Origin of the sequence: Reyranella sp. CPCC 100927, assembly GCF_007859315.1 — a bacterium.
In the GTDB taxonomy this organism is placed as follows: Bacteria; Pseudomonadota; Alphaproteobacteria; order Reyranellales; family Reyranellaceae; genus Vineibacter.
The window spans coordinates 112,040-132,686 of sequence record NZ_VOHA01000009.1 but is presented as its reverse complement, the minus strand read 5'-3'; the positions used below and the strand labels follow the sequence as shown (position 1 = coordinate 132,686).

The 20,647-nt window shown below is 66.6% G+C and carries 19 protein-coding genes; 5 read left to right on the top strand and 14 right to left on the bottom strand.

The features are described 5' to 3' along the window. Positions 1-45: 45 nt before the first annotated feature. From FQU96_RS23470 to FQU96_RS23460, 3 genes are read right to left on the bottom strand one after another with little or no spacing between them, the layout of a single operon-like run. On the bottom strand, positions 46-1,245 hold the full coding sequence (locus FQU96_RS23470; RefSeq protein WP_146543780.1) for a deoxyguanosinetriphosphate triphosphohydrolase: 1,200 nt from the start codon (positions 1,243-1,245) through the stop codon (positions 46-48). A gap of 46 nt (positions 1,246-1,291) precedes the next feature. Then, complete coding sequence (locus FQU96_RS23465; protein WP_146543779.1) at positions 1,292-1,723, bottom strand: universal stress protein; 432 nt, start codon at positions 1,721-1,723, stop codon at positions 1,292-1,294. A gap of 10 nt (positions 1,724-1,733) precedes the next feature. Next, positions 1,734-2,489 carry a TerC family protein gene (locus tag FQU96_RS23460; protein ID WP_255468454.1) on the bottom strand — a complete coding sequence of 252 codons (756 nt, stop codon included), beginning with the start codon at positions 2,487-2,489 and terminating at the stop codon, positions 1,734-1,736. 152 nt (positions 2,490-2,641) lie between these two features. On the opposite strand from FQU96_RS23460, the gene gpt reads away from it, so the two are divergent. Next, the gene (gpt, locus tag FQU96_RS23455) at positions 2,642-3,151 is read left to right on the top strand and encodes a xanthine phosphoribosyltransferase (RefSeq protein WP_146543778.1); all 510 of its coding nucleotides are present in this window, start codon (positions 2,642-2,644) and stop codon (positions 3,149-3,151) included. A 217-nt stretch (positions 3,152-3,368) separates the two neighbouring features. Here the strand turns inward: gpt and FQU96_RS23450 are convergent, their stop codons facing one another. Both FQU96_RS23450 and puuE read right to left on the bottom strand, forming a co-directional pair. Then, entirely contained in the window at positions 3,369-4,928 is a 1,560-nt protein-coding gene (locus FQU96_RS23450) for an AMP-binding protein (protein WP_146543777.1), read from the bottom strand. 188 nt (positions 4,929-5,116) lie between these two features. Further along, positions 5,117-6,025 carry an allantoinase PuuE gene (puuE, locus tag FQU96_RS23445; RefSeq protein ID WP_146543776.1) on the bottom strand — a complete coding sequence of 303 codons (909 nt, stop codon included), beginning with the start codon at positions 6,023-6,025 and terminating at the stop codon, positions 5,117-5,119. A gap of 97 nt (positions 6,026-6,122) precedes the next feature. Between puuE and FQU96_RS23440 the strand changes: the two genes are divergently transcribed. Both FQU96_RS23440 and FQU96_RS23435 read left to right on the top strand, forming a co-directional pair. Beyond that, positions 6,123-7,376, top strand: a complete 1,254-nt coding sequence (locus FQU96_RS23440; RefSeq protein WP_146543912.1) for a Zn-dependent hydrolase — start codon at positions 6,123-6,125, stop codon at positions 7,374-7,376. Between the two features lie 15 nt (positions 7,377-7,391). After that, positions 7,392-8,555, top strand: a complete 1,164-nt coding sequence (locus FQU96_RS23435) for a M20 family metallopeptidase (protein WP_146543775.1) — start codon at positions 7,392-7,394, stop codon at positions 8,553-8,555. 16 nt (positions 8,556-8,571) lie between these two features. Here FQU96_RS23435 and FQU96_RS23430 read toward each other — a convergent pair whose 3' ends face one another. Then, on the bottom strand, positions 8,572-11,058 hold the full coding sequence (locus FQU96_RS23430) for a serine/threonine-protein kinase (protein ID WP_146543774.1): 2,487 nt from the start codon (positions 11,056-11,058) through the stop codon (positions 8,572-8,574). A gap of 109 nt (positions 11,059-11,167) precedes the next feature. Next, positions 11,168-11,935 carry an NYN domain-containing protein gene (locus tag FQU96_RS23425; RefSeq protein WP_146543773.1) on the bottom strand — a complete coding sequence of 256 codons (768 nt, stop codon included), beginning with the start codon at positions 11,933-11,935 and terminating at the stop codon, positions 11,168-11,170. A gap of 118 nt (positions 11,936-12,053) precedes the next feature. Here FQU96_RS23425 and FQU96_RS23420 point away from each other — a divergent pair, with 118 nt between their 5' ends. After that, entirely contained in the window at positions 12,054-13,190 is a 1,137-nt protein-coding gene (locus FQU96_RS23420; protein ID WP_146543772.1) for an amidohydrolase family protein, read from the top strand. 17 nt (positions 13,191-13,207) lie between these two features. After that, positions 13,208-13,750, top strand: coding sequence for a peptide deformylase (locus FQU96_RS23415; protein ID WP_146543771.1), 543 nt, complete (start codon positions 13,208-13,210; stop codon positions 13,748-13,750). Positions 13,751-14,032: 282 nt separating this feature from the next. On the opposite strand, the gene FQU96_RS23410 is transcribed toward FQU96_RS23415, so the two are convergent. The 7 genes from FQU96_RS23410 to FQU96_RS23380 form a co-directional block, all read right to left on the bottom strand. Continuing rightward, positions 14,033-14,404, bottom strand: a complete 372-nt coding sequence (locus FQU96_RS23410; RefSeq protein WP_146543770.1) for a potassium channel family protein — start codon at positions 14,402-14,404, stop codon at positions 14,033-14,035. Positions 14,405-14,505: 101 nt separating this feature from the next. Next, positions 14,506-15,321 carry a hypothetical protein gene (locus FQU96_RS23405; RefSeq protein WP_146543769.1) on the bottom strand — a complete coding sequence of 272 codons (816 nt, stop codon included), beginning with the start codon at positions 15,319-15,321 and terminating at the stop codon, positions 14,506-14,508. Between the two features lie 309 nt (positions 15,322-15,630). After that, entirely contained in the window at positions 15,631-17,322 is a 1,692-nt protein-coding gene (locus FQU96_RS23400; RefSeq protein ID WP_146543768.1) for an AMP-binding protein, read from the bottom strand. A 146-nt stretch (positions 17,323-17,468) separates the two neighbouring features. Further along, positions 17,469-17,921 (bottom strand): hypothetical protein, encoded by a 453-nt coding sequence (locus FQU96_RS23395; RefSeq protein WP_146543767.1) that lies wholly within the window; start codon positions 17,919-17,921, stop codon positions 17,469-17,471. 149 nt (positions 17,922-18,070) lie between these two features. Next, the gene (locus FQU96_RS23390) at positions 18,071-18,322 is read right to left on the bottom strand and encodes a hypothetical protein (RefSeq protein WP_146543766.1); all 252 of its coding nucleotides are present in this window, start codon (positions 18,320-18,322) and stop codon (positions 18,071-18,073) included. A gap of 188 nt (positions 18,323-18,510) precedes the next feature. Further along, positions 18,511-18,987, bottom strand: coding sequence for a DUF3592 domain-containing protein (locus FQU96_RS23385; RefSeq protein ID WP_146543765.1), 477 nt, complete (start codon positions 18,985-18,987; stop codon positions 18,511-18,513). 8 nt (positions 18,988-18,995) lie between these two features. Beyond that, positions 18,996-20,633 (bottom strand): mucoidy inhibitor MuiA family protein, encoded by a 1,638-nt coding sequence (locus FQU96_RS23380; protein WP_146543764.1) that lies wholly within the window; start codon positions 20,631-20,633, stop codon positions 18,996-18,998. Between the last annotated feature and the right edge of the window lie 14 nt (positions 20,634-20,647).

Here is a 20,647-nt window from a genome sequence, read left to right as displayed (position 1 = left end):
TCCGCTCGGGATGACAGCCGTATCAGTGACGCGTGATTCCGGGTACTAGGCGTACAGATCGTACAGCCGCCGGTGTTCCTCGAGCGCGAAGTTGTCGGTCATGCCGGCGATGTAGTCGGCGACCACGCGGGCGCGGCCGCGTTCATCTTGCGGCTTGGCCCGGCTGCGCCACTCGTCGGGCAGGCACTCGGGCTCGCGGAACAGCAGGCTGAACAGGTCGGCCACCACACGCCGCGCCTTGGATGTCATGCGATTCACGCGCCAGTGCCGATACATGCGATCGAACAGGAATGATTTCAGCACATCGTTGTCGCGGGTCAGCGCGTCGGAGAAGGCCACGACGGGCCTGTCGAGGCGGCGTAGGTCGTCGACGCTTGCCGGCGCCGCCGCCTGCAGCCGCCGCGTCGTCTCGGCCACCACGTCCTCGACCATGACGTTGATCAGCCGGCGTACCGTCTCGTGAATCAGGCGGGCCTGGTCGAGCGTCGGATAGCGCTGGCGTACCGCGCGGATGATATCGCCCACCAGCGGCAGGGGCAGCAGGTCATCGACGTGGAACAGACCGGCGCGCAGCCCATCGTCGATGTCGTGGTTGTTGTAGGCGATGTCGTCGCTGATGGCCGCGACCTGAGCCTCGGGCCCGGCCCAGGTGTCGAGTTCGAGATCCCAGTCGCCGCTGAACTCGACGATGGCGGCCGGCAGGTCGGTCGGCGCCACGCCGGGCTTCAGCAACGGACCGTTGTGCTTCACGGCGCCTTCCAGGGCTTCCCAGGTCAGGTTCAGCCCGTCGAACGCAGCGTAGCGGTGTTCCAGCTTGGTTAGGATGCGCAACGTCTGGGCGTTGTGGTCGAAGCCGCCGAACGGCTTCATCGCCGCGTCGAGCGCATCCTCGCCGGCGTGACCGAACGGCGTATGGCCAAGATCGTGCGCCAGCGCCAACGCTTCGGCGAGATCCTCGTCCAGTGCCAGGGTGCGGCAGATCGAGCGCGCGATCTGCGCCACCTCCAGCGTGTGCGTCAGTCGCGTCCGGTAGTGATCGCCCTCGTGATAGACGAAGACCTGCGTCTTGTGCTTCAGGCGCCGGAAGGCGGTCGAGTGGATCACCCGGTCGCGGTCGCGCTGATAGGGCGAGCGCGTGGCCGACTCGGCCTCGGCATGCAGGCGCCCCCGCGACGCATGAGGGTTGGACGCGTAGGGCGCCAGCACGCGGCCGTCGCGTCCGATCGCCTTGTCCTGCTCCGACATGGTTCCTCCGCCGTCGCAGGTGTGTGCGCGGACCGCCGGCGCCCGACTACTTCACGAGGCAGACCGGTACATCGACATTGGCCACGATGTCCTGCGCGACCGACCCCAGCAACGACCCACCGACGCCGGTATGTCCGCGGGTGCCGACGGCCAGTGACTTGGCACCCAGGCGCCTGGCGAACTCGGCCACCACCGGCCCGGGCCGGCCGACGCTGATGTGGGTCTTGGTATCGACGCCGGCATCGGCGCAGATCTTCACGGCCGAGGCCAGCGCCTTCTCACCCTCTTCGCGATGATGGGCATCGACGTTCGCCTTGGGGACGAACATCGTCACCAGGCTGCCGACGGACGCCTGCACATTCAACAGGTGCAGGACGGTGCCCGGCACGGCCTTGGCCAGCCCGACGGCATATTTCACGGCGCGATCGGAGTTCTCCGATCCGTCGACTGGGACCAGGATCGCGGTCGTATCGGCCATGGCGTACCCCTCAGTCCTTCTTTTCAGCCAAGTCTACCACATCCGCAGGCTTGCGGCGGCGCGACAGATAGAGACCCAGCACCACGACGAAAACGGCGCCGGCGAGAGCACAGACGTGCTCGGCGTGCGGGATCTTGTGCTCGAGCCAGGCAGCGATGGTGCCTTCCGGCGCTACCAGTGCGTTGGGGGGCTTGCCGTCGGTGGCCATCACCTCGCCGCCGATCCAGCCGAGCAGGGCGCCGCCGATCACGACCAGCACCGGATAGCGCTGCAGGATGCTGGTCAGCAACGTGCTGCCGAAGATGATGATGGGAATGCTGATGACCAGCCCGAGCATGATCAGCACGCCGTCGTTGTTGGCGGCGGCGGCGATCGCGATGGCGTTATCAAGGCTCATGACCGCGTCGGCCACGATGATGGTCCACACGGCGCCCCACAGATTGCCGCTCGCCTTGACGCCGTCGCCGTGCCCCTCATCCTCGTTCAGCAGCTTGACGCCGATCCATATCAGCAGGGCGCCGCCGATCAGCTTCAGGTACGGCACGCTCAACAGCCACGTGATCATGAACACGAAGATGATGCGCAGGACGATGGCGCCGAGGCTGCCGCCGATGATGGCCGGTTTGCGGTGCTGGTCCGACAGGTTCCGGCAGGCCATGGCAATGACCACGGCGTTGTCGCCCGACAGGATGATATTGGCCACGATGATCTTACCGAGCGCCAACCAGAAGACGGCGCTGGCGAGATCCGGCATTACGAAATTCATACACCCCCCTGTACGGCGGATTGCTGGAAACGGCCGGCACCATAGCGTCCGCTCCCGGGGTGTAAATACCCCCGCAATTCGCAGTTCGTGCTGCTTCCGTTCCGACGGCAGCGGATGCTATCCCCGACCCGAGACCAGGGGGAGAAAGCCGCATGCCGGCCAAGTCGACTTACACGAAGATGTTTCCCGTGTCGTGGACGGAACTGCACCGCGACGCCAAGGCCTTGGCATGGCGGCTGGCCGATCTCGGCCCGTTCAGGGGTCTGGTCGCCATCACTCGCGGCGGCCTGGTGCCGGCGGCGATCGTCGCCCGCGAGCTGAACGTGCGTCTGATCGACACAGTCTGCTGCTCGACCTACGAAAAGACCAAGCGCGGCGGCAAGGTCGAGGTGCTGAAGGGCACCCAGGCCGAGAAAGACCAGGGCGAGGACTGGCTGATCGTCGATGACCTGGTCGACACCGGCATCACCGCCGAACGCGTGCGCGAGATGATGCCCAAGGCCCATTTCGCCACCGTCTATGCCAAGCCCGCCGGCAAGCCGATGGTCGATACGTTCGTCACCGAGGTGAGCCAGGACACCTGGATCCTGTTCCCCTGGGACCAGGAGGCCGTGATGTCGACCCCCATCGTCGAACTGAAGTCGGGCGGCCGGAGCGGATGAGTCTTCCCCGCGAGTGACGCCCGCCCTGGGAGCGCGGGCGTCTCGCCCGCATCTTCGGCGAAACTTGCTGTCGCCTCTGCGTGTGGCACGCGGTCATGAGCGGGCGGGACGCCCGCGCTCCCAGGGAGCGCTTCCCCGGACCGCCCGCATCTTTGCACGCACGCGTAGCGACGCGGAACGGGGGAAGATGCGCGTGTGGACACGCGCGGTCCAAAAATTACCCCACCATGCGTTCCTGACCGGCCCAGAAGCGGGCGCGCAGGACCTTCTTGTCGACCTTGCCCACGGCGGTGAGCGGCAGGGCGTCGACGAATTCGACCCGCTTGGGCGCCTGGGCCGCCCCCTTGCGGTCTTTCACGAGCTGGGTCAGCGCCTGCGCGTCGGGTGAGGCGCCAGGCTTGGGCACCACCAGCGCCGTCACCGCCTCGCCCCATTTCGGATCGGGCACGCCGATGACGGCGGCCATCGCCACATCGGGGTGCGACGTCAGCACGTCCTCGACCTCGCGCGGGAAGACGTTGAAGCCGCCGGTGACGATCATGTCCTTCTTGCGATCGACGATATAGAGATAGCCGCGCTCGTCGGCGCGCGCGATGTCGCCGGTGTGCAGCCAGCCACCCTTCAGCGTCTCGTCCGTCTGCTGCGGCCGCTTCCAGTACTGCTCCATGATCTGCGGCCCGCGGGCGCAGATTTCGCCCGCCGCGCCCGGCGCCACCTCGCGCAGGTCGTCGTCGAGCAACCGGATCTCGACATCGGCGACGGGATGACCGCAGGAGGCGAACAGTTCCGGCCGCGCCGGATCGTGGTCGGCCTTGTGCAGTACCGACAGCGGATAGCCCTCGGTCTGGCCGTAGAGCTGCGAGAACACCGGCCCGATGCGCTGGAGCCCTTCGACCAGCCGGGTCGGCGACATCGGCGACGCACCATACATCAGCAGTTCCAGCGACGAGAGGTCGGTGCGCGCCAGCGTCGGGTGGTCGAGCAGCACGTAGATCATGGTCGGCACCAACAGGGTCATGTTGATGCGCTCGCGCTGGATCGTGGCCAGCACACGCTCGGGATCGAAGCCCTTGAGCAGGTGCACCGTGCCGCCCAGCATCAGGCTCGGCAGCACCTTGGTGCCGGCGACATGGGTGATCGGCGCTACCGCGAGATAGCGTGGCTGCGGCGGCAGCTCGAAGTTGGCGAGGATCGATGTGGTCACCGCCGTCCACGATGCGTGGCGCCGGATCGCGCCCTTGGACTTGCCCGTGGTGCCGCCGGTGTAGGCCAGGCTCGAGAGATCATCCGGCCCAGCCGCGCTGCGCGGGCTGGCTTCGCCGGCAGCGTCGGCGGCCGCCAGCAGGTCGCGGCCATAGTTGGCCGACCCGATGGTGAAGACGCATTTCAGCCCGGGCCGGCTGGCCGCCAGCTCGCCGCCGCGGTCACGGTAGTTCTGCGCATCGATCACCAGCGCCTCGATCTCGCCGTCGTCCAGCACGTCGAGGTGATCGTCGAGCGACCCGATCGGGTGCAGCCAGGTGCTGATCAGGCCCAGCGCCTGGGCCGCCACGCCGGCGCACCACGCATCGGCCCGGTTGGCACTGAGCAGGGCAATGCGCATGCCCTTCGTCAGGCCGGCCGCCGCCATCGCCGCCTGCATGCGTCCGATCAACGACCAGGCGCCGGCATAGGTCAGCGCGCCGCCATCCCAGGCAAAGGCGGTACGATCCGGATGCCGCCGCAAGGCCCGCAGCGAGAGATCGACTCCTGTCGGGCAGCCGTAGAGCGCAGTCATGGCGTTTCCTTCCTTTGTTAATGTTTTTCCTCCCCAGCTTTGCTGGGGAGGTGCCCCGATACGACGTTTCGACGCTTGGCGTCGAAACGTCGGTGGGCGGAGGGGACCCGACGTGGTCTTGATAACAGAGACCACGTCGGGTCCTCATCCGGCCTTCGGCCACCTTTCCCCGCAAGCGGGGAAGGGAATTACGCCGGATGGACCTTCATCCAGTGGCGCGCGATGTCCTCGCGACGGGCGACCCAGACGCGATCGTGGCTCAGCACGTGGTCCATGAACCTGGCCAATGCCGCGGCACGGCCGGGCCGGCCGGCCAGCCGGCAGTGCAATCCGATCGACATCATCTTGGGCACCGTGGCGCCCTCGGCATAGAGCACGTCGAAGGCATCGCGCATGTAGGCAAACCAGCCGTCGCCCGACGTGAAGCCCGGCGCCACGGCGAACTTCATGTCGTTCACGTCAAGTGTGTAGGGGATGATCAGGTGCGGCTGGCCGGCCACCCGCACCCAGTAGGGCAGATCGTCGGCATAGGAGTCGCTGGAATAGAGAAAGCCGCCGTGCTCGGCCACCAGCCGCAGCGTGTTGGCGCTGAGCCGGCCGGTGTACCAGCCCACGGGCGGGCGGCCACAGGCCTGTTCGATGGCGCGCACGGCGCGCTGCAGGTGGTCGCGCTCCTCGGCCTCGGTCACGTCCTTGTAGTTGATCCAGCGCCAGCCGTGGCTGGCGACCTCGTGGCCGGCCTGCACCATCGCCTGGCCGGCGGCGGGGTTGAGGTCCAATGCCCGCCCCACGGCCCAGGACGTGAAGTGGATATCGCGCTCGGCGAACAGGCGCAGGATGCGCCAGAAACCGGCGCGGCTGCCATATTCGTAGACCGTCTCGGTGCTGAGATCGCGCACGCCGGCGAACGGCTGGCCGCCCGGCGTCTCGCTGAGATAGACCTCCGAACCGGCGTCACCGTTGAGCACCGTGTTCTCACCGCCCTCCTCGTAGTTCAGCACGAAGCTGACGGCGATGCGCGCGCCGCCCGGCCATTGCGGATCGGGCGGATGGGGGCCGTAGCCGACAAGGTCCCGGGTCTGATGATCGCGCAGCATATATCCTCCCCTCGGCCCGGCATTGCCGATGCGTGGCTGCCTTTGTATAGCAGGGACGATGCCGCCGTCGCGCGGCACATGCGAACGGGTCGGGATGATGAGCGATTTCGAGCGTGCGGCGCAGGCGGTTCGCGAGGACAGGCTGTGGCAGCGGCACATGGACATGGCGAAGCTGGGCGGCACGCCCAGGGGCGGCGTCAACCGCCAGGCGCTGTCGGCCGAAGATGCCGCGGCCCGCAACCTGCTGATGTCCTGGGCCGCGGCGCGCGGCTTCTCGGTCTTCACCGACGTCATCGGCAATCTGTTCGTGCGCCGCGAAGGCAGCGATGCGGGTGCGAAGCCGATCCTCAGCGGCTCGCACATGGACAGCCAGCCCACGGGCGGCCGTTTCGACGGCATGTACGGCGTGCTGGCGGCATTCGAAGCGCTGGAGGCACTGGAAGACGCCGGCGTGCGCACCAAGCGGCCGGTCGAGGCGGTCGCCTGGACCAACGAGGAAGGCAGCCGGTTTCAGCCCGGCGCCATGGGTTCGGCCGTGTTCGCCGGCCACAACGCACTCGATGCCATGCTGGCGGTCAAGGATTGGAAAGGCGTCGTGTTGCGCGATGCGCTGGCCGAGACTCTGGCGGCGGCACCGGCGCCGCGCCGCGGCGATACGCCGGGCTTCGCGCTCGACGGCTATGTCGAGGCGCATATCGAGCAGGGCCCACGGCTGGAAGATGCCAGGACGACCATCGGCGTCGTCACCGGCATCCAGGGCAGCCGCCGCTTCATGGTCGAGATCCTGGGCGATGAAGCGCATGCCGGCACCACGCCGCGCGCCGCACGCAAGGATGCCTTCGTCGCCGCCGTCGCCATCGCCGGCGCCATGCAGGACGCCACGCGCGATGCCGACGATACGCTGCGGTTCACCATCGGGCGTGTCGACGTGCTGCCCGGCTCGCCCAACACCGTGCCCGGCCGCGTGAGCTTCACCATCGACATGCGCCATCCGTCGATGGAGGTGCTGGAGGCGCACGAAACCAAACTGCGCGCGATCGTCGCCAGCAAGGCAGCCCCCTGCACCGCCACCATCGAGCGCCTGACGTCGGTGGCGCCGACGGTGTTCGATCCTGGCGTGATCGGCCTGGTGCGCGATGCAGCGCAGCGCCAGGGCTTCAGCAACATGGACATGCCCTCGGGCGCCGGCCACGACGCCATGCATATCGCGGCGCTGTGCCCCGCCGGCATGGTCTTCGTGCCCTGCGAGCGCGGCGTCAGCCACAACGAGATCGAGAACGCGACGCCGTCCGATCTTGCCGCCGGCACGCGCGTGCTGGTCGAGGCGCTGGTACGACTTGCAAACCGTTGAGACGAAGGATTCCGAATGCCCGCGCTCGCCAAGCCGCTCGTCGGCATCCTGTCCGACCTGGTCGCGATCCCCAGCCCCTACCCGCCCGGCGAGAGTGTCGACATCTGCGCCTATGCGGCCAGGCGCCTGAGGAAGGCGGGCTACAAGGTCGAGGTCGTGCGCAAGGTCAAGGGCGTCGACAACGTCGTGGCGCGCCTGAAAGGCTCGACCAAGGGCCCGAGCACCGTGTTCAACGCCCATGTCGATACGGTGGGCGTCGGTGAACGCGGCAACTGGAAGACCGATCCGTTCAAGGCCGTACACAAGGGCGGGCTGGTCTACGGCCTGGGCGCCGGCAACTGCAAAGGCAGCATGGCCGTGCAGCTGTGGTTGGCCGAGGAGATCGCCCGGTGCGGCGGGCCGGTGCAGGGCGAGGTGGTTTTCACCTTCGTCGCCGACGAGGAAAATCTCGGTCCCAACGGGATGGAATTCCTGCGCGCGGCGCGCAAGGTGAAGCCCGACGTGCTGATCCTGGGCGCGCAGACCGAGAACCAGCTCATCGTCGCCGAGCGCGGCGTGATGTGGGCCCGCATCACCACGTCAGGCAAGGCGGCGCACGCCGGCAATCCCGCCGCCGGCGACAATGCCATCCTGCGCATGATGCGCCTGGTCGGGGCGCTGCAGGCGTTCTACGACCGCGCGCTGCGCAAGCGAACGTCCGGCGCGATGAAGTCGACGGTCAATGTCGGCATGTTCCATGGCGGCCACAACACCAATGTCGTGCCCAGTGCCTGCACTGTCGAAATCGATCGCCGCCTGCTGCCGACCGAGCGGGTCAAGACGGCCTTTGCCGAGCTGAAAAAGGTCGCCGATTCCGCCGGCGAACCGCGCGCCAGCTACAAGGTCGAGTTCCTCACCGGCACCAACGGCTTCTTCGCGCCCGAGAACGGCGCCGGCGTCGGCGCTCTCGAAGCCGCCATCAGGTCGCGCACCGGCCGGAAAGCCCGGTTCCTCAACGCCACCGGCGTCAGCGACGGCCGCTATTTCGCCGACGACGGCATCGAGATCATCAATTTCGGGCCCGGCTCCGGCGTCCAGGGGCACGCGGCAAACGAGTCCGTCCCGGTCGCACAGATGGAAGACGCCGCGCATATCCTGCTCGATGTCGTGGGCCAGCTGAACGGGCTGCGCCGGTCGTAAGGGCGACCACGGCGTTTCATCCACCGTCGTCCACCCGCGTCAGCGGGATGGGGATGCCACCCACATTGGCGGAGTGATGGATCCGCGCGCTCTTCAGGTCGCCCCAGACCGAGATGGGATCGCAGTGCAGGCTGAACCCGCCGCCGAAGCGAAGTGCCTCGGCACCGCAGGAATAGCTCTTGCGCTCCTCGCCGCCGTCGGACGCGCAGGCCGGACAATAGCGCGTGACAACACCGCTGACCGTGGAGCGGGCGACACGCAGGATCAGCGTGTACTCCGCGTACATGCGCGGATCGCTGCTGCCATACAGCGGGATACGCCGCGAACCTCTGTATTCCGCCGACTGCGTCGAGGGATCCGCGTTCGGCGCAGGCGCCAGCGCCGCGGTCACGGGTACGTCGCTGGTGGCCCCACGTGCGGCCGTGACCGGCCGTTGTCCGGTGTCAGTCGTGTCGGCCAGTTCCGCGCGCCGCAGATTGCTGGCCGGACGCGTCTCCTCGGCGTCGTATCGCGCTACCGCCGCAGCGGCCTGCCGTACCAGGATGGCGACCTGTGCCGCCGTCAGAAAACCGGTCTCCGGCATGCCCTGGCGTTTCTGCCATGACCCGACCATCTGCCGCGTGCGGGGACCGAACACCTCGTCGATACCGGCGGTATCGAAGCCGAGTGCCGTCAACGCGACCTGCACCCGCCCGCGATCCCGTGGTGTGAGCGCCAGCGCACGTTCAGCCGCTTCCGCTTGCTGCTGCCGTTCGACAGCCGCTGCCTTCTCCGCTGCCAGCCTGCGCGCTTCATCCTCGGCCTGACGTCTGGCAGCGGCTTCCGCCTGTTCGCGCATCGCTGCTGCCGCGGCAGCACGCTGTTGCGCTGCCGCCTCGGCGCGTGCTCTGGCGTCAGCTTCCGCCTGCTGCCGGGCCTCGGCCTCCGCGCGCATCGCAGCCGCCTGGCGCGCCGCCTCTTCATGCTGGCGCCTGGCGTCCGCCTCGGCTCGCGCCCGGGCGTCAGCTTCCGCCTGCTGCCGGGCTTCGGCCTCCGCGCGCGCTGCAGCCTCGTCCTGACGTCGCTGCGCATCGAGACGCGTTTTGGCTTCGGCTTCCTCCCGCTGCCGCAAAGCCGCCGCTTCCTGTGAGACGGTGGGGCGATCGGGCCGAGTCACATCCGGTTCAGGCTCGGGCTGCAACGTCTTGCTGGCGGCAAGCCCCATGGTCACGACGAGGACAGCCAGCCCGGCGACGGCCATGCGCGCGTTGGTGCGCCCACCGTCGTCACGAACATAGGCAACGAGTGATGACAGCCGATCGCGCAGCGCCGTTGACGTCGCACGCAACACTGTCCGCGAATGACGATGTAAACGAGCGGCACTGACATTCGCCACGAGCGCCGATACGCGCCGGCTGGCGCCGCGGTGTGTCGCGCGCAGTTTCACCCGCAACGGGCCTAGATCGATGGGCGTGGCCATCGACGATAGTCGACCGGTCAGTGTGGCCCACGTCGTGGCGGCCGGTGCGCCGTCGTCCAGCCGGGGCTGCGGTTCGGCCGTATCGAGCGCCGGGGACGGCGACGATGCAACCGTCGGGACCAGCGCCGCCACATCGGATGGCACGGGTATCGGCGCACGCGTGTTGAACACGGGGCGCCAACCCGCGATCGATGCCGGCCTGTCGGCGGATCGGAACGCCAGGCCGGCGTCGATGGCCGCCAGCAAGCCGTGCGGATAGCGCCCGATCGCCTGCTGTGCGGCCGGCGCCATCGGTTCGGTCAGGCGGTTGATCACCGGCGGCGGCGCGGCGGCGGTGACACAGCGATAGAGTGTTGCCGCCAGGGCATAGATGTCCGTGGCCGGCCCGGTATGCCCATCGGAGATCAGTTCGACGGCGGCATATCCCGGGCTGTGCGCCACCGTGACCTGTCGGCGCGCGGCCAGCGCGGCGGTTACGGCCCGGAAATCGATCAGGGTCGGCCGATTCCAGCGGTCGATCACGATCGTCGACGGCGTGATGTTCAGATGCAACAGGTCGCGGGCATGCGCCCTGTCGAGACCCACGAGCAGCGGCGGCAGCAGGCGCTCCACGGCATCGCGCGGCAGCGTGCCGTAACGCGCCAGGCGCATGGCCAGCGTCTGACCGCGCATGGGATGCGTCACGACATAGGCCGTTCCATGCGCTTCCAGCGCGTCGTACACGCCGACGATGGCCGGCGTTCCCGCCAGTTCGTTCAGAGTTCGAGCTTCGGCCAGAAAACGGTTGCAACCCCAACGAAAGTCCTCGGCCCACCGCGTCGGACACGGCACGACGGCAGTATCGCCGTCACGGACGGCGACACCCGAGGGCAGATATTCCGTGATGGCAACATCGCGCTCTAGCGCCATGTCCCGGCAAGCGTAGGTGATGCCCAGCGCATCGCGCCGCAGAAGCTTGCCGATGCGATACTGTCTGATCCGCGCACCCGCCTTCAGTGGTGACGGGTGCGGCAGGGCTTCGTCGGGTGAATCGCCTGCAGCCACAGCACTCCCCCCGCATCGATGATCGGGCTACGAGGCTGCGAGGCCGATCGTCTGACGTCCAGGAAAGCGCCGCGAAACGCCCATGATTCGATCGGTGGTCATGCCGATGTCACGCCGGCGATGACGTTCTGCTGCGCCGGCGACCGGTTTGTTGCGTTGCCTTGATGCGAATGCGCATGCCCCGACCCTTGGGTTGATCGACGTCGAACGCATCGGTGCCGCGCACCAGGTCGCTCAGCTTGCCGTAGCCGTACGTCCTCGGATCGAAGTCGGGCGCCAGATTGAACAGCCGGCGGCCGACGGTCCCGAGATCGACCCACCCGTCCTCGGCATCCATTTGCGCGATGACCCGCGTCAGGATGGGAACAGCCGCGGTCGGCCGTTCCAACGCGCTGGCCGGCGCCGCCACGTCCTGCCCCGGCGCCGGGGCGCCGGGCAGCAGATTCTCGGTATAGATGAACCGGCGACAGGCCTGGCGGAAACTCTCCGGAGTCTTCTGCTCGCCGAAGCCGAAGACATCGATGCCGTGCTCGCGGATGCGCGCCGCCAGCCGGGTGAAATCGCTGTCCGACGACACCAGGCAGAAGCCGTCGAAGCGGCCGCTGTGCAGAAGGTCCATGGCGTCGATCACCAGCGTGATGTCGGATGCGTTCTTGCCCGTCGTGTAGGCGAATTGTTGCTGCGGGATGATGGCGTGCTTGGCGAGAATCTCGGCCCACGCCTTCAAACGCGGGCCCGAGAAATCACCGTAGATGCGCCGCACGCTGGCTTCGCCCAGCTTGGCGACCTCCTCGAACAATCCGTCGGCGATGCGGGGCGACGCATTGTCCGCATCGATCAGCACCGCCAGTCGCGGCGAGCGTGTTTCCGTTGCCATGAACGACCATCCTGCCTGTGCCACAGGCACGTTACATACGTCCCATGCTACACTGAGTATCCTCCTCAAACGGGCCGTCGACTAGACCAGGGATACCGGCACATCGGAGCCAAGCCCCATGCAGTACGATGTCATTTCGGCCGACGGACATATCGATCTCATCTGGCTGCCGCCCGATCTCTTCACCGCCAACGCCTCGGCGAGGTTTCGCGACCGCATGCCCTATGTCGAGGAGGGCCTGGACGGTCCGCACTGGGTCAGCCGCAACGGTGCCCGCTTCGGCCTGGTGAACGGCATGGGATCGGCCGGGCGAAAGTACGAGCCGGGCGTCATCCATCGCTCCGACCGCATGGCATCGACCGGTCTCTACGATGACGGCAGGAAGGGCATTCGCCGCCTGACCGACCCGGCGCTGCGGCTGCAGGACCAGGACCGCGACGGCGTGCAGGCCGAAGTGCTGTACGGCGTGCTGGGCTCCAGCGGCCGGCTGAATGACGGCGAGGCCGCCGTCGAGATGCTGCGCATCTACAACGACTGGCTGCACGATTTCTGCCGCAGCCATCCCGACCGCCTGATCGGGCTAGCCAACATCCCCAGCCACGACATCGATGCGGCGGTGGCCGAGGTGAAGCGCGCCGCCGACCGCGGCGTGCGCGGCATCGACGTCGCCAACCGGCCCGACATGATCCCGCTGTTCGACGAGGTCTACGAGCCGCTGTGGCGCATCGCGCACGAGACCGGCCTGCCCGTGCATTTCCATACCATTGGCGGCCGCTCGCCCGACTACACCAAGATGACGCGCAAGATCGCGCGCCGCGCCTTTGCCGTGCACATCACCGGCTTCCAGATGCATATGAGCTACATGCTGATGCAGCTGATCTACAGCGGCGCGCTGGAGCGCTATCCGAACCTGAAGGTGGTGATCGGCGAGGCCGGCCTGGGCTGGATTCCCTATGTGCTGCAGCACATGGATCTGGAGTGGGAGGACCAGTTCAAGGATCTCGAACTGAAGATGAAGCCCAGCGACTACTGGCACCGGCAATGCTACGCGACGTACCAGACCGATCCGATCGGCATCAAGCTGATCGACGATCTGGGCATCGACAACGTGATGTGGGGTAACGACTTCCCGCATCCCGACGGGATCTGGCCCGACTCGCAGGAATTCATCACCCGCGAACTCAGCCATCTGCCCGAGGCGACGCGCCGCAAGATCGTTCGCGACACCGCGGCCAGACTTTACCGCCTGCAGTAGATGCCGCGCTGGCGCCGATGGCCGTACAGCCGATCCTGCGGTTTCCCGATCCCCGCCTGCGCCTGGCCGCCGCGCCGGTGACGGATTTCGGCGACGGCCTGCGCGCGCTGGCCGACGACCTGCTGGAGACGATGCGCGCCGCACCCGGGATCGGCATCACCGCACCCCATATCGGCGTACTGCAGCGCGTGACCGTGATCGCCCTCGACGACACCGCGGGCGGGCGCACCTACGTGAACCCGGCAATCGTCTGGACGTCGGCCGAAACGGCGCGGCACGCGGAAGGAAGCGTCTCCATGCCGGGCATCACCGAGGACGTCGAACGGCCGGCGCGGGTGCGCGTGCACTACCAGGACATCGGCGGTGCGGCGCGGACCGAGGAAGCCGATGGCCTGCTGGCCGTATGCCTGCAGCACGAGATCGACCAGCTCGACGGCATTTTCTGGATCTACCGGCTCTCCCGCCTGAAGCGGGACCGGCTCACCAAGCGATACGCCAAGCGCGGGCTTGGTACCTGGAGTGAGTCACGTCTTAATGGAAGCGGTTCACCGTCATCCTGAGCGCAGCGAAGGATCTTGCGGTGCTGGCATCGGCGCTATCGGCACTGATGATCACCATGGCCCGATTCTTTGAGTGATCCGCCGCAAGGTCCTTCGCTCCGCTCAGAGGCTGTGATCTTATTGCCGCGCGCTGTCATTCCGAGCGTAGCGAGGAAGCTTTCAGCAGTTTTTCGCGCCGTTCGCGGCCGAAAAGATCCCTCGCTACGCTCGGGATGACAGGCGTGGGCTCAAAAAATCACAGGCTGTCAGGACGACGATCAGCCGATCAACGTACGAACCGCTCTACGCAACCGGCGTTTTCACGCCCAGTGCCTGCTTGATGGCGTCCAGGTCGCGCTTGATCGCTTCCTGCTCCTCATGGCTGAACTCGTGCCGGTCGACCAGCACCTTGTTCAGCAACCGGGCGACGATCAGCGGCAGCACGAACAACGGCACGACGTGCATGAGCAGGATGGCGGCGATCTTGCCGACCCAGGTCACGGGATACATATCGCCGTAGCCCACCGTGGTTGCCGTGACGAAGGCCCACCAGAACGCTTCCTGGAGCGGCTTTCCTTCCGCCATGTGATAGACCACGGCCGCCAGCGAAACGACGCCGAGATAGATCGCGCCGAGCTCCTTGAACGTATCCGTCGCGTCGATGAGCTTCTTCATGACTGCCCCTGCTTTTCTTCCCTTGCCCGGTCTGCGCCGGGGTACCCGATGATACGGGCTCGGCGGGTGAACGGAAACAAGGGAAGCAGGGAAGCCCGCCCTCACATGACCGCCGACACGATCCAATCGACGAAGGGCTTGGGCACGCCCAGCGACGTGAGCGACTTCGACAGCGCCATCCGGTCCTTCATGGCACCGAAGACCGACAGGGCCTCGCAGAACTTCGGGTAGCGATAGTAGTCGGCGATCGGGTTGTAGACGATGTCCGGCAGCTTGTCGCTCAGCGCCTTGGTGAAGATCGGGTTGTCGTCGCAGAACTTCTTGACCAGGGCGAAGGCGTTCCTCGAACTCAGGAAGAGTCCGAATCGCGTGGCATCGAGCGGATCCATGGCGGAGTAATCGATGTGGCCCTTGCGCAGGCCGCTCTTGATGCGGTTCGTGCGGTCCGACACGTAGATGTTCGTGCACAGCACGGCGATGAATTCTTCGTTGTTGTTGTAGTGACGCATCGCAAAGGACAGCGGCGTCGCCGCATCCCACTTGCGGGTCGCGTTCCTGAACACGTGCACCAGTTCGTGGAACAGGATCTCGTCCCAGATGCGTCCACGATCCTGGCCTGCCGGCAGGGCGCTGCAGGCGCCGTGCCGCGAAAACGTTCCGGGCGAGTATTCGACGAAGCCCGACAGGTTGCCGGGAGTCTTGAACTCACCGCCGCCCATGGCATTGCAGTCGGCTCCCGCGTAGGGGCGGATCTCGACGGGAAAAGTCGGGCGGCGAATGACATTCAGCAGGATCCGGCCGCTGGTGGTGCGATGGATCCAGCGCAAATGCTCGTGCACCTGGGCGATGTACTGCCGTGCTGCCGTACCGGCGAGGCCGACGGGATTGATGGTGAAGTTGTGAAAGGCAAGGTCCATTGTGGACTCCGATTCCGAAGGGATTCAACGAGGTCCAACAACGCTGTGCGGGGGAAGGTCGGCGACCGTGCTGATGACCCATCCCTGGTGAACAGACGCAAGAAGCGCCGAAGTATTCCGGTGCAACTGCAAAAAGGCTCATGAAGGCCCATTGGCTCTTCAAATCGAGGCTATAAGAATTTCTTTGAGACGGCGCGCTTCCCGGTCTGGGCGGCACCTCAAACGTTGGGGGCGCGCCACGGCGTGGCGCGCCCCCTTGAACCGTATGCGATCGCCCTGACCAGAGCCGCGTTGCGCGGCTCGCCGCGATCACGCGGTCTTCTGTTCCTTCAGTTCCAGCGCCTTGATCGTCTGCTCGCGCATCACGAACTTCTGGATCTTGCCGGTGATGGTCATGGGGAACTCGTCGACGAAGCGGACATAGCGCGGGATCTTGTAGTGCGCGATCTGCCCTCTGCAGAACGCGCGAATTTCCTCAGCGGTCGCCGACTGGCCCTCGCGCAGCTTCACCCAGGCGCAGATCTCCTCACCATACTTGACGTCGGGCACGCCGATCACCTGCACGTCCTGCACCTTGGGGTGGCGGTACAGGAACTCTTCGATCTCGCGCGGATAGACGTTCTCGCCGCCGCGGATCACCATGTCCTTCAGGCGGCCGACGATGTTGACGTAGCCCTCGTCGTCCATGGTGGCGAGATCGCCGGTGTGCATCCAGCGGCCGCCGTCGATCGCCTCCCGGGTCTTCTCCACGTCGTTCCAGTAGCCGGTCATCACCGAATAGCCGCGGGTGCAGAACTCGCCCGTGGTGCCACGCGGCACGATGCGGCCGTCGGTGTCGACGATCTTGATCTCGATATGCGGCTGCACCCGGCCTACCGTCGCCACGCGCCGCTCCAGCGGATCGTCGGTCGAGCTTTGCGTCGAGACCGGCGATGTCTCGGTCATGCCGTAGGCGATCGTCACCTGCTGCATGTTCATCTCCGCCACCACGCGCTTCATCACCTCGATCGGACAGGGCGAGCCCGCCATGATGCCGGTGCGCAGGCTCGAGAGATCGAACGTCTTGAACGCGGGATGATCGAGCGCGGCGATGAACATCGTGGGCACACCGTGCAAGGCCGTGCAGCGCTCCTCCTGCACGGTCTGCAGCACGGCCAGCGGCTCGAAGGCCTCGGCCGGGTAGATCATCGCCGCGCCGTGGGTGATGCAGGCCAGGTTGCCCAGCACCATGCCGAAGCAATGATAGAGCGGCACCGGAATGCACAGGCGATCCTCCGGCGTCAGCCGCATCGCCTCGCCGATGAAATAGCCGTTGTTGAGGATGTTGTGGTGGCTGAGCGTGGCGCCCTTGGGGAACCCCGTCGTGCCCGACGTGAACTGGATGTTGATGGGGTCGTCGAACTGCAGGCGGTCGGCCAGCTCGACCAACCGGCTGCGCTCGGCGTTGCCGCCCAGCGCCGATATCTCGTCGAAGTTCATCATGCCGGGCGTCTTGTCGGTGCCCAGCCGGATCACCGTGCGCAGCTCCGGTGCCGCCTTGGCCTTGAGCTTGCCGGGCGCCGATGTCGCGATCTCCGGCATCAGGTCGTTCAGGATCGCGATATAGTCGCTGGTCTTCAGCGCCGGCGAGGTGATCAGCGCCTTGCAGGCCACCTTGTTCAGCGCGTACTCGATTTCGGCCTTGCGGTAGGCCGGGTTGACGTTGACCAGGATCAGGCCGGCCTTGGCGGTGGCGAGCTGGGTCAGGACCCATTCGGCGTTGTTCTGCGACCAGATGCCGATGCGATCGCCCGGCTCCAGGCCCAGCGCCAGCAGGCCGGCGGCCAGGTCATCGACCCGCCGCGCCAGCTCGCCGTACGTCCACCGTACGTTCTGATGCCGCACGATCAGGGCATCGCGGTCCCGCCAGCGCGTGGCTGCCTTGTCGAAAAACACGCCGATGGTCTCGCCGATCAGCTTGGTCGTCGACGTGCCGTGATCATAGGACGGCAGTGCTGTCATGAACGCGTTCCTCCCTGCCTTGGTTGCGCATGGTGCGGGTGTATGCACCATAGCGCAGAGTCCCTGGCGGGGAAATGCGACGCAATCTTCGCCCGGCCAACAGGCCGCGCCGCTGCGGACCATACCGTCTCGACGATCAGGTTCTGTTACCGCGGGAACGTTTTCTCGCGGCCGGGGCGCCATAGGATCCGCCCCTTTACAATGATGTTTGAGCCCGTCATGGAAACGCCAGTGGGCGTATTCAGACCGACCACCCGTGCTTCAGCGTCGGCAACCACCATGATACTTGTCAGCGTGACAAGGCTCGTCTCGCGGCCCGCACGAGGATCCTTTTCAAAAAACGTCATCTCGGCCTTGATTGGATTCCATATCCAGGTCCGCGATGCGCCCAAACCAAGCTTGCCGATCGTATTGCCCACCCGTTGAGCTTTGGAATTTTCACCGTCCGTGGAGTCTGACTTCGAGTCATTGACCGGCGTCCAGTTCCCCATGGAACACATGACTACACCCTGCGGCCTGCGCTCCCGGAATATCAGGCTGACCTGGACCCAGGCCGTGAGTTTCCCCTGATCTTGAAGGATCGTAATATCAAATGGCATCCGTCATCTCTCCATTCGAGACACGCGCACGCTCACTGGCGCGTTGTCGCCGGTGTACGTGCTACGGACCTGCGTGTCTTAGATCGGAGCGAACGGCACCATGTCATGCGTGAACGTGCGAACGATTTTCCCGCACCGCATCGATGCAATTACTTGCACGAGCACGGGCCATCGACTTTCGCGCGCAGATACTTCTCGACCCACGCCAGGGCGTCGTAGCGCGAATCGAAGGTCGGACCGATCATGCAGATGGTCGAATGGCCGCGATCGCCCTGCATCTTCTTGAGATTGCGCTTGTCCACTTCGATCCGGTCATTGATGCAGTAGATGTAGTTCTGCGCCAGAGCGCTCGCGGGCGCGAGTGCGAGAAGAACGGCGATCACCACGCGTGCGGTTCGCATATCGACCTCCTGTTGAAACCAGGCCGGTCTAATGCGTGCAGCACCCTGGATCTTGGGCCGGAGTGAACGGCTCTATGCCGGAAGTGCAGGAAGGATCGGTTGAGCCGGCGGATTGCAGAGGGTCGGCGATGATGCACCGCGCACCACCGCCCCCAGGGTTCGAGCCAACCGCCAGCTCAACCGATCCTTCACCGTGTGCCGACGGCGACGTCAGGCCGACGTCGCATGCGCAGCAACCAGTAGAGGCCACCGCCGCCGATGGCGAGACCAAGGCCCAGGATCAGCCAGGCGAAGAAGCCGATTTTGCCCGCGGTGTCGGCCGTCCTGACCCGCGCCGGATCGCTCGACAGGTAGCTGAGCCGGATCACGTCACCGATCTTGTATTGGTCGCGCTCGACACGGTCCTCGGTGGTCGCCGCCATCGACTTGCCCTCGACGGCGTAGCGGACGCGCGCGTAGTAGGCGACGCGACCGCGACCCTGGTTGACCGACGTGACCCCGGTCACCCGGCCTTCCGTGGTGACGCCGCCGGTGGCAAACGTGATGGCTTGCGCCATGTCCCAGGCACCGCGGCCGATCAGCAGAAGGCCCAGCACCATCACCAGGATCGCCCACACCTGCGGCCGGTTGGCATGAGCGGCGCTGGATGCACGTGTCGTTGCCATCGGTCACCTCAACGCAGGCGGATGTCGCGGTCGGCCGGCCATTTCAGCCGATAGGCGATCAGGATCTCCTTCTGCTCGCCCGGCCCATAGTCGTAGGTCCAGCCCATCACGCCGCGCTTGTCGTCGACCACCTTCTCGGTGGGCGGCGTCGTGCGCGACAGCATTTCGACGGTGATGGCCGTGTTGTCGGCGACCGGAACCCGGTCCTGTACGGCAATCCGTACCGGGAAATCATGCAGGTTCTTCACCACCGTCTTGAACTCGCGCAGGTCGCTGCGGCTGGAGCCGAGGAAACCGGGTTCCTCCTCGCGCCGCGCCACCGGCACGCGCGTCACCTTCACCCGGTCGTCGGCACCGAAGGCCAGCCGCACCTTGTCGCCGGGCGCGACCATGGCCAGCGCCGTGCGACCGACGAAAATGCCGTCACGATGGATGGCGACCTGGCCCGGCAGCAGCGGGGCGTCTTCCTCATTGACGAACGCAGCTTCGAGATAGGCCGTGGGATCCAGCACCGGCACGGTCTTCAGCGACAGGTCCGGCTTGACCGCCTTGCTGGAGATCCGGAACGCCTTGGGCGACCCATCCTGCGGAATGGTGATACGGCCCGGAACGGCAAATGACGCCTGGAACGCACCGGCCTCGACCCGCGCCTCCTGCTCCTGGGCCGGCGCTTCTTCGGCCGGCTTGCGCTCTGCATCCGCTGAACGCGGTCCTGGCGCCGGCATGGGCGCGGCCGACGGCGCGCGACCGGCCAGCGCCGGCGGCGCCACAAAATCGACCCGCCATGACGCCAGGTCGGGCGCGCCGCCGCTGCGCGCGACGCGGACCGTCGACACCAGCAGCACGACGTCCGTCCACGGCTCGCCGGTGCGCTGGACGATCTCGGCCCGCCGCACCAGTTCCAGCGACGGCTTGCGGTCCTTGCCGCCGGTATCCAGCCGCGCGTCATAGAGCGGCCGCCATTGCGCACCGGTGACACGATACGTCACCGTCATGGATGCCGTCATCGCGGCAGGCGCTTCGAGCGCGATGCTCACATCCAGGCGCGGCGCGCCCGGTGCTGGGGGTTTCGGGCGGGCACGCTCGAGCGCCGCGATCTCCTCATCCAGCCCGCGCAGCTCGACCGTGAGCAGCCGCAGGTCCTCGTTGGCCTTGGCCAGCGCGCTGCCGACGGCATCCCAGGCGCCCGGCCACTGCGCCACATCCAGCGGCTTGGCTTCCGGCGACAGCTTTTCAGGCCCGGCCTCGGCATAGCGCCGGATCATGGCCCGGCGCCGATCCGTCGCCTCGAAGCGCGCGGCCGCGGCATCGCGTCGGTCGCGCAGCGCTCGCAGCTTCTCCTCCAGCGCTGCATCGATCACCGGCCGCGGATCGCCCGGCACGCTGCGGGTCTCGACCGAGCCGATGACGAACGCCGCCGAGCCCTCGCCGGCGACACGGATCGACGCCGGATCGATCGACGGCGGCAAGCCCTTGAGGATGATGGTCGAGGCACCGGAAGGCAGCGTCACGCTGGCCCGTCGCGTAACGCTGGCACCGTCGGGATACACGGTCACGGTGTCGACGCGCGAGGCGGCCTCGATATCGGCCGCCAGGCTGGGGCCGGCGATGGCGGCAAGGACGATGGCGACGAAGACGGCACGCATGGCGGAACCTCGTT